Source organism: Parafrankia sp. EUN1f (assembly GCF_000177675.1).
Lineage (GTDB): Bacteria > Actinomycetota > Actinomycetes > Frankiales > Frankiaceae > Parafrankia.
Genome location: NZ_ADGX01000241.1, coordinates 1 through 9,144 on the forward strand (window position 1 = coordinate 1; position 9,144 = coordinate 9,144).

8 protein-coding genes are annotated in these 9,144 nt (G+C 72.1%); 4 read left to right on the plus strand and 4 right to left on the minus strand.

Going from position 1 to position 9,144, the window contains the following annotated elements; translation table 11 throughout:
• Positions 1–535: HNH endonuclease (locus tag FREUN1FDRAFT_RS36330; protein ID WP_006545406.1), on the plus strand; the 535-nt coding region annotated here is incomplete at its 5' end.
• A gap of 82 nt (positions 536–617) precedes the next feature.
• Entirely contained in the window at positions 618–1,559 is a 942-nt protein-coding gene (locus FREUN1FDRAFT_RS36335; RefSeq protein ID WP_006545407.1) for a diacylglycerol kinase family protein, read from the plus strand.
• A 19-nt stretch (positions 1,560–1,578) separates the two neighbouring features.
• On the opposite strand, the gene ctaD is transcribed toward FREUN1FDRAFT_RS36335, so the two are convergent.
• From ctaD to gabT, 3 genes are all read right to left on the minus strand, one after another.
• Positions 1,579–3,264: a cytochrome c oxidase subunit I gene (gene ctaD, locus FREUN1FDRAFT_RS36340; protein ID WP_006545408.1), complete on the minus strand. Its 1,686-nt coding sequence runs from the start codon at positions 3,262–3,264 to the stop codon at positions 1,579–1,581.
• 220 nt (positions 3,265–3,484) lie between these two features.
• The gene (locus FREUN1FDRAFT_RS36345; protein WP_006545409.1) at positions 3,485–4,114 is read right to left on the minus strand and encodes a DUF6758 family protein; all 630 of its coding nucleotides are present in this window, start codon (positions 4,112–4,114) and stop codon (positions 3,485–3,487) included.
• Between the two features lie 186 nt (positions 4,115–4,300).
• Positions 4,301–5,719, minus strand: a complete 1,419-nt coding sequence (gene gabT / locus FREUN1FDRAFT_RS36350) for a 4-aminobutyrate--2-oxoglutarate transaminase (RefSeq protein ID WP_006545410.1) — start codon at positions 5,717–5,719, stop codon at positions 4,301–4,303.
• A 244-nt stretch (positions 5,720–5,963) separates the two neighbouring features.
• Between gabT and FREUN1FDRAFT_RS36355 the strand changes: the two genes are divergently transcribed.
• The gene (locus FREUN1FDRAFT_RS36355) at positions 5,964–7,634 is read left to right on the plus strand and encodes an aldehyde dehydrogenase family protein (protein ID WP_232295582.1); all 1,671 of its coding nucleotides are present in this window, start codon (positions 5,964–5,966) and stop codon (positions 7,632–7,634) included.
• Between the two features lie 9 nt (positions 7,635–7,643).
• On the opposite strand, the gene FREUN1FDRAFT_RS36360 is transcribed toward FREUN1FDRAFT_RS36355, so the two are convergent.
• Complete coding sequence (locus FREUN1FDRAFT_RS36360; RefSeq protein WP_006545412.1) at positions 7,644–8,327, minus strand: suppressor of fused domain protein; 684 nt, start codon at positions 8,325–8,327, stop codon at positions 7,644–7,646.
• Positions 8,328–8,407: 80 nt separating this feature from the next.
• Here FREUN1FDRAFT_RS36360 and FREUN1FDRAFT_RS36365 point away from each other — a divergent pair.
• Positions 8,408–9,144: TerD family protein (locus FREUN1FDRAFT_RS36365; protein ID WP_006545413.1), on the plus strand; the 737-nt coding region annotated here is incomplete at its 3' end.

Here is a 9,144-nt window from a genome sequence, read left to right on the forward strand (position 1 = left end):
GGGCGTCACACCGGCCACGCTTCCACCGGCCGTCCTGCAACGCCTCGGCTGCGACGGCCTCGTCCAGGCCCTGCTCACCGACCCCCACGGCAACCCGCTCCGCCTCGGCCGGCGGAACCGGTTCCCCACCCGCCGTCTCCAGGCCGCCGTTCACGCCCGTGACCACGGAACCTGCCAGTACCCGGGCTGCGCGCACACCCGATGGCTGCACGTCCACCACCTGGTGGGCTGGGCCGAGGGCGGCCGCACCGACCTGGACAACCTCACCCTCGTCTGTGGCAGCCACCACCGTCACCTCCACGAGGAGGGGATCGTGCTCCGCAGAACCAGCAGCGCAACGATCGTCGCGCTGCTCCCCGACGGTCGGACCCTCGTCCCGGCGCCACCGGTGACCCCCGGGGAACAGCCCATCGCCACGCTCGCCGACGAAACCGGGCATGTCGCACCGAATGCCGTCGCCACCCGCGACGGCGGCCGGCTCAACCTCGGCGAATCCCTGTTCGTGCTCCTCCAGGACCGCGTAGCCGTCGCGTAGCGTGCGCCCTGGAACAAGGAGCCCGGCGGGGTTGGCCGTAGGCTGTGCCGTGATCGGCAGTGGCGGCGCGGGTGGAGGGCGAATGGCCGGCGTGGATGGCGTTCCCGAGATGGCACAGGCGCCGGTGGACGCCGCGGTTGACCTGCGCCGGCTGACCGTGGTGGTCAATCCGAAGGCGGGTGGCGGCCGGGCGGCCAAGGTGCTCGGCGACGTGCGGGCCGCGCTGGAGCGCTGGGCCGATGACGTCACGGTCGAGACCACAAAGAGCCTTGAACATGCCGACGAGCTGACCCGAGCGGCGGTCGCTGAGGGGCGGGTGACGGTGGCGCTGGGCGGGGACGGTCTTGTCGGCCGGGTGGCTGGCGCGGTGGCCCGAGCAGGGGGAGTGCTGGCCATCCTGCCCGGTGGGCGGGGTAACGACTTCGCGCGTGGGCTGGGTATCCCGCGGGATCCGGCGGTCGCCGCCGCCGCGCTCGCCGGCGCGGCGGAGCGCCGGGTCGACCTGCCCGAGGCGAACGGTGTGCCCTTCGTGGGCATCGCCAGTCTCGGGTTCGACTCCGACGTCCAGGTGATCGCGAACCGGACGACCCGGCTGTCCGGTCAGAGTGTCTACACCTACGCGGTGCTGCGGGCGCTGCTGGCCTGGAAGCCGGCCCGGTTCACCGTCTCGGTCGACGGCGGCGAACCGTTCGAGCACATCGGCTGGACGGTCGGGGCGGCCAACGGCCCCTACTACGGCGGCGGGATGAAGTTCGCGCCGGACGCCGACATCGCCGACGGCCGGCTCGAGATCGTGCTGATTGCGAAGGCGGGGCGGCTCACCTTCCTGCGGCTGTTCCCCCGGATCTTCTCCGGGCGCCACGTCGAGGTGCCCTACGTCCAGGTCCGCCGCGCCCAGCGGCTGGTGGTGCAGGCCGACCGGCCCTTCCAGGTCTACGCGGACGGTGACCCGGTCGCGGACCTCCCGGCCGAGATCGTCATCCGGCCGGGGGCGCTGCGCCTGCTGGTACCGCCGCGTTCCTGAGGGCTGGCGTTCGGCGAGGTCAGCGCAGTTCGGGGGTGGCGTGGTAGTCGACCGCGCCGGCGACCTCCGGGTAGTGCAGGTCGAAGGCCGGGCGTTCCGAGCGGATGCGCGGCAGCTTGTGGAAGTTGTGCCGGGGCGGCGGGCACGAGGTGGCCCATTCCAGCGAGTTGCCGTACCCCCAGGGGTCGTCGACGATCGCGAGCCGGCCGCGCCGGTACGAGTGCCACACGTTGTACATGAACGGCAGTGTCGAGACGCCGAGCAGGAAGCTGCCCGCCGTCGACAGGGTGTTCCAGTCGGTGAACCCGTCGTTCGGCCCGTAGTCGGCGAACCGCCGCGGCATCCCCTGCATCCCCAGGTAGTGCTGCACGAGGAAGGTCAGGTGGAAGCCGAAGAAGACCGTCCAGAAATGGATCTTCCCGAGGCGGTCGTCCATCAGCCGGCCGGTGACCTTCGGGAACCAGAAGTAGGTGCCGGCGAAAGCGGCGAAGACGACTGTCCCGAACACGACGTAGTGGAAGTGGGCGACCACGAAATAGCTGTCGCTGACGTGGAAGTCGAGGGGCGGGCTGGCGAGCAGGACGCCGGTCAGGCCGCCGAGCAGGAAGGTCACGAGAAATCCGATGCAGAACAGCATGGGAGTCTCGAAGCTCAGGTTTCCGCGCCACATCGTCCCGATCCAGTTGAAGAACTTGATACCGGTCGGAACGGCGATGAGGAAGGACATGATGGCGAAGAACGGCAGCAGCACCGCGCCGGTGACGAACATGTGGTGTGCCCAGACCACGACGGACAGGACGCCGATGGCGATCGTGGCGAAGATCAGGCCCTTGTAGCCGAAGATGGGTTTTCGGGAGAAGACCGGGATGATCTCGCTGATCAAGCCGAAGAACGGCAGGGCGATGATGTAGACCTCGGGATGCCCGAAGAACCAGAACAGGTGCTGCCACAGGATCGCGCCGCCGTTCTGGGCGTCGTAGACGTGGGCGCCGAAGCGCCGGTCCGCCTCCAGCGCGAGCAGGGCGCCGGCGAGCACCGGGAAGGCCACAAGCACCAGGATCGCGGTGACCAGGAAGGTCCAGCAGAAGATCGGCAGGCGGAACATCGTCATGCCCGGCGCCCGCAGGGCCATGATCGTCGTGGCCATGTTGACGCCGCCGAGGATCGTGCCCAGCCCGGAGACCGTGAGGCCCATGATCCACAGGTCCTCCCCGACACCGGGGCTGTACGAGATGCTGTTCAGCGGGGCGTAGGCGAACCAGCCGAAGGCGGCCGCGCCGTCCGGGGTGAGGAAGCCGGCTATCACGACGAGCGACCCGAACAGGAAGAGCCAGAAGGACATCGCGTTCAGCCGGGGGAAGGCGACGTCCGGCGAGCCGATCTGCAGCGGGATGAGGAAGTTCGCGAACGCGAAGGCCAGCGGAGTCGCGAACATCAGCAGCATCAGCGTGCCGTGCATCGTGAAGAGCTGATTGTACTGCTCGTTCGAGAAGTACTGCAGGCCAGGCCGGGCCAGCTCGGCCCGCATCATCATCGCCAGCATGCCACCGAAGATGAAGAACGCGAAGGATGCCACCGCGTACATGACGGCGATGTCCTTGTGCGAGGTGGTGCGGAGGTACCCGAGTATGTTGACGCGCTGCCGGACGTGCTGATCCCGCGGATGCTCGGTGGCAGGGCCGGATGGTTCGCGTACAAGAGTCATTCCGGCTCCCGGCTCTGGCTCGGCGAACGACTGGGCTGGGGGAGTCTAACGCGCCCGGACGGCCCTGCTGGGCGGTTCCCGTATGCAGTTGGAAACCATCTTCGGGTGTTCGCTGTCCCAGTGCCGGAGGGACATCCGAAGTGTGGGTGAAAGGTGCGGGTGCACCGTTTTCGGTGCACCGAATTCAGTGCGACGCTGTTTCGAGGGTGATGAAGGGTCTCTAGGGCGACGAGAGGTGCGAGCCCGGGGCGCCGAAGAGCATGCGGTCGACGAGCGTCGCGTCGTCGCGCATGTCCTCGATCACGAGCTGTTCGAGCAGGATCAGCGCCGCGTCGGCCGGCCACAGGACCAACCACAACCAGACCCCGAGCGCCTCACCGACGAAGGCCGCGCGGTCGGGTGGCGTGGTGACGGGCCAGAGCGCCGTCGGATGCCCCGCCGCCTCCACCTTCGCCTCGGGCGCCGCGTCGAGGCGCTCCGGGTCGGACCCCGACAGGCCGGCGAGGCGCGCGCCCAGCCCGATCCGGGGGGACTCGGCCACCAGAACCATCTCGGCCGGGCCACCCACCGGCGACGGCCCACTCGTCGAGAGTGCGGTCGCGTGGGCGCCGGAGCGATCGTCGCCGGCCCAGCCGACGCCGCTCGCGAACCAGTGCACCGGCATGGGTGCGGGCAGCCACACCGGCACCCGGCTGGTCCGTCCCAGCGAGCGGAGCAGCTGCTCGCGGGAGGACTGGGCTTCGTGGAACGGTTCGACGTCGCCGTGCCGGCCACAGCGCCACCGGTCGCTCCAGACGTCCGGCGGGTCCAGCGCGCCGAGGCAGGCCGGGCAGACCGGCGGGGCGGTCACCGTGTCCTCCAGGGCGATCCGGTCATGCGGTGACCGATGGTGCTATCCGTCAGATCGGGGTCCACAGGCATCCTCCGCCTCCCTGCGCGGCTGGTGGACGATTGATGCCCACTCAGGAGGGTTCTGACTCCTGCGGAGTACTGGACCGGCCGCGCGGCGACCTGGTGACCGGTGCGATCCCGCGAGTCAGTGATGCCGGGCGATGTCGGAGAGGACCTCGTCGAGCAGGTCCAGCCCTTCGCTGAGCAGGTGCTGCGGCATCACCAGCGGGGGCAGCAGGCGCAGCACGTTGCCCCAGGTGCCGGCGGTGAGCAGGACCAGCCCGCGGCGGTGGGCCTCGGCGGCGCAGGCCACGGCCACCCCCCGGTCGGGTGGTGGCGCGACCTGGCCGGGGGTGGGCGGCCCGGTTCCCACCAGCTCCAGCGCGAGCATCGCGCCGCGGCCACGGACGTCACCGACGAACGGGTAGCGGTCGCGCAGGGCCCGCAGCCGCGGCAGCGCGACGCGCTCGATCAGCCGGGCGCGGTCGACGAGGTTCTCCCGTTCCAACGTGGCGATCGCGCCGAGCGCGGCGGCGCAGGCCAGCGGATTGCCGCCGAACGTGCCGCCGAGCCCACCGACCTGCGGCGCGTCCATGATCTGCGCTCGCCCGGTGACGCCCGCCAGCGGCAGGCCGCCGGCGATGCCCTTCCCGGTGACGATCAGGTCGGGCACGATGCCCTCGTGCTCGCAGGCGAACATGTCGCCGGTGCGGCCGAAGCCGGTCTGCACCTCGTCGGCGACGAAGACGATTCCGGCCGCCGCGCAGAACTCCGTCAACGCGGGCAGGAAGCCGGCGCCGGGCACGATGAAGCCACCCTCGCCCTGAATCGGCTCGATCACCATCGCCGCCACGTTCTCGGCACCGATCTCGGCGGTGATCGTGTCGATCACCTGCCCGGCGGCCTGCTCGCCGCAGGCCTCCGCGCCACCCGGCCAGCGGTACGGGTAGGCCATCGGCACCCGGTAGATCTCCGGGGCGAACGGCCCGAAGCCCTCCTTGTAGGGCCGCGCCTTCGCGGTGAGCGCCGACGTCAGGTTGGTGCGGCCGTGGAAGGCGTGCGTGAAGGCGACGATGGCCGGCCGTCCCGTGTACGCGCGGGCGATCTTCACCGCGTTCTCGACGGCCTCGGCGCCGGAGTTGAACAGCGCCGAGCGTTTGTCGTGGCTGCCCGGGGTCAGCCGGGCCAGCTCCTCGCAGACCGCGACGTACCCCTCGTAGGGGGTGACCATGAAGCAGGTGTGCGTGAAGTGCCGTGCCTGCTCGGTCAGGTTGTCGACGACCGCGTCGGCGGAGTTGCCGACGTTGACCACCGCGATGCCCGCGCCGAAGTCGATCAGCGAGTTGCCGTCGACGTCCACCAGCACCCCGCCGCCGGCCGCCGCGGCGTAGACGGGCAGGGTCTGGCCGACCCCGCGGGCGACCGCGTTCACGCGGCGCTTGGCCAGCTCGGTCGAACGAGGTCCGGGGATCGGGGTGGCCAGCCGCCTGACCTGCGCCAGCCCGGGTCCGCCGGGGGCGCCGGCGCCGTCGGGGGGCCGGGAGACGCTGTCGGTTCCGCTCAAGGGCTCCTCCCGATCAACGGCGCTGCCGTAACCCGTAGATTGCAGACTGCAGGCGAACGGACGCCGAGTGTAAGTGCCCCCTGCTTCAGGGGCGTGCGTCGCGGCGCTGGAGAGCCTGCGTGGCCCTTTCAGGGGACCGGATGAGTCGTGATAGTTCCGTCGTGGTTACTTGTTGTCCTGTGGATTTCGACGGGTGGGAATCCGTGGCGGCCGACGCGAGACGCCTGTCCGATTCGGTGAGGAGATGGTGGTCGGTGTGATCGAGGACGGCGGTCCCGGGTATCCGGGGCGTCCCGGGCCCGGTGATGGGGCCCTTGGCGCCGTGCGCGGGCCGTGGATCGTCGGCCCGTCCGCCATCGGGCCAGGCTCGCGGCGCGCCGGACGGGGCCGCGGCGGCGGTGCGGGCGGCGGCGGTGCTGGTGGTGGCGGCGGTGCTGGTGGCGGCAGCGGCCGCGGTGGCGGAGGTGGCGGGGGCCTGGCGGTCACCGGCTTCTGGGTCGCCGGGCGTCGCCGTCGCTCCACCGCGACGTTCGAGGTCCGCAGCCCCTACGACGGGCGGCTCGTCGCGACCGTCGCCCAGCCGCAGGCGCCCGACATCGAGGACGCGCTGGCCGCCGCGGCAGCCGCCGCGCGAGCCTGCGCCGCCCTGCCCGCCCATGTCCGCGCGGGCGCGCTGACCAGCATCTCCCGTGAGATCGCGCGGCGCGGCGACGAGATCGCCAACCTGATCACCAGCGAGTCCGGTAAGCCGATCACCTGGGCGCGGGCGGAGGTCGCGCGGGCCTCGTCGACCTTCCGCTGGGGTGCGGAGGAGGCCCGGCGGTTCGCCGGCGAGGTGGACCGGCTCGACACCGATCCGACCGGTGAGGGACGCATCGCGCTGACCCGGCGCTTCCCCATCGGCCCGGTGCTGGGGATCGCACCGTTCAGCTTTCCGCTGCACCTCGTCGCGCACAAGGTGGCGCCGGCGATCGCCGCCGGTGCGCCGATCATCGTCAAGCCCGCGCCGCGCACCCCGCTGTCCGCGCTGCTGCTCGGCGAGCTGCTCGCCGGCACCGACCTGCCCGAGGGCGCCTGGTCGGTCCTACCCGTAACCGACGACCAGATGCCCGCCCTGGTGGCCGACCCGCGGCTGCCGGTCGTGTCCTTCACCGGGTCGGCCCGGGTCGGCTGGTCGATCCGGGACGCCGTCCCGCGTAAGCACGTCGTCCTCGAGCTCGGCGGGAACGCGGCGGTGCTGGTCGCCGCGGACTACTCCGACCCGGCGGACCTGCGCCATGCCGCGCGGCGGATCGCGTTGTTCTCGAACTACCAGGCCGGCCAGTCGTGCATCGCCGTGCAGCGGGTGTTCGTCGACCGGACGCTCTACGGCCGCGCCCGGGAGGAGATCGTCGCCGCCGTCCTCGAACTGCGCGGTGGTGATCCCACCGACCCGGCGACCGATGTCGGGCCGCTGATCGACGGCGCCGCCGCGGCGCGGGTGGGGACCTGGGTGCGGGAGGCGGTGGCCCGCGGTGCGACCGTGCTCTGCGGCGGCGGGTCCGAGGGCACGGCCTTCGCGCCGACCGTGCTGACCGGCGTGCCGCGCGACGCGACGGTGGCCAGCGAGGAGGTGTTCGGGCCGGTGCTGGTGCTCGAGCCCGTCGACGGCCTGGACGATGGCCTGGCCCGCGTCAACGACAGCTCCTACGGCCTGCAGGCCGGCGTGTTCACCCGCGATCTCGGGACGGCCTTCCGGGCCCACCGCGCGCTGGAGGTCGGCGGTGTGATCATCGGTGACGTGCCGTCCTACCGCGCCGACCAGATGCCCTACGGTGGCGTGAAGGGCTCCGGCCTGGGGCGGGAGGGCGTCGGCGCCGCGATGGCGGATCTGACGGTCGAACGGGTGATGGTCCTGGCCGGGGTCGAGCTCTGAGCTGGGAAGTCAGCTGAGGTCGACCTCGGCGCGGTCGGGGTCGCGCAGGTCGGTACCGGCGTCCAGCCAGCGCTGGCGCATCGCGGTGGCGCCGTGCACACGCTTGTACGCCGCCTCGTTGGCGGTCATCGGCAGCAGCGGGAGGAAACGGACCGGCGCGGGTCCGCCGGCTGCCTCATGCGGCTCACCGTCACCGCCAGCCGGGCCGCCACGCCCGAGCTCCACATCGGGAACCAGTCCGCCCGGCTCGCCGACCAGGACCGCGGTGAACCGCCCGCCTTCCCACAGCGGCTCACCCAGATCGAGCCCGCTGCCGGCGACGACGGGCCGGCCCTCCACCACCGGGACGGACGCGAGAACCGCCAGTGCACGGGCGGCGGTGTCCCGGCGTCCGCGCAGCGAGAGAACGAGCTCGGCCCGCGGGCCGGCGGGGTCCCGCACGGTCGCGTCCGCGGGTGTCATGGGCTCCCGTGCCATCCCCAGCGTCACGTAGCGGACGACGCCGTCGGAGTCCGGGCCGAACCGAAGGACCTCGATGGGGTCCGCGCCGAGGAAGGTGAGGCTGGCCCGGCCGCTGTCCGGGCCGAACCATCCCGTCAGGTGGCCCTCGACCCGCCGCAGGACGTCGTCACCGCCGAGCGGCTGCCCCGCCCCGGCGAGGTTGTCATGCATCGGATCGTCGGTTGCGCTCATAGCGGTCGATCGTAGGATCACGACGCCGCACCTGTTCGTTTCCACGGCGGGCCTGGTGTGACGGCGGATCGGAGAGTCAGATGGCACAGGTGCTCGGCAAGGGTGCGAACGCCGCGCTGCCGGCGACGGACCTGCGGGTCGAGATCTCGTCGTCCACCCCGCTGGACATCGCCGCGCTGCTGCTCACGGCGTCCGGCAAGGTGCGCGGCGATGCGGACTTCGTCTTCTTCAACCAGCCGGCCGGTCCCGGGGTCCGCCTCGCGCCGCCGTCCGCGCTGGAGTTCACGCTCACCGCCGTGCCGCCCGACATCGACAAGGTGGTCGTCACCGGCAGCCTGGACGGATCAGGGCCGCAGACGTTCGCCGCCGTCCGCGGTCTGACGGTCGTGGTCCGGGACCGGGGCGGCCAGGAGATCGTGCGCTTCGACCCGGCCGGGCTGAGCACCGAGACGGCGCTGGTGCTCGTCGAGCTGTACCGCCGTTCCGGTGCCTGGAAGGTCCGGGCGGTCGGGCAGGGGTACGCCTCCGGGCTGGCCGGGATCGCCACCGACTTCGGCATCACGGTCGACGACCCGGGAACCGGCAACACCGGTTCCGCGACGCCCGCCGCGGCGCCTCCGCCTCCGCCTCCGCCGCCACCGGCACCGGCACCTCCCGCACCGCCCGCGGGTCCGTCGCAGTGGGACGACGCCCCGACCCAGGTCGTGCCGTCGTCGCCGGGGGGAGCGCCGTGGGGCCCGCCGCCTGGGCCGCCACCCGGTCAGCAGCCGCCACCCGGTCAGCAGTGGGGCCCGCCGCCGGGCCAGCAGTGGGGTCC

Coding starts and splice junctions, on each gene's coding strand:
- FREUN1FDRAFT_RS36335 (WP_006545407.1), top strand. CDS start 618: ATGGCCGGCGTGGATGGCGTTCCCGAGATGGCACAGGCGCCGGTGGAC.
- ctaD (WP_006545408.1), bottom strand. CDS start 3,264: ATGACTCTTGTACGCGAACCATCCGGCCCTGCCACCGAGCATCCGCGG.
- FREUN1FDRAFT_RS36355 (WP_232295582.1), top strand. CDS start 5,964: ATGGTGGTCGGTGTGATCGAGGACGGCGGTCCCGGGTATCCGGGGCGT.
- FREUN1FDRAFT_RS36360 (WP_006545412.1), bottom strand. CDS start 8,327: ATGAGCGCAACCGACGATCCGATGCATGACAACCTCGCCGGGGCGGGG.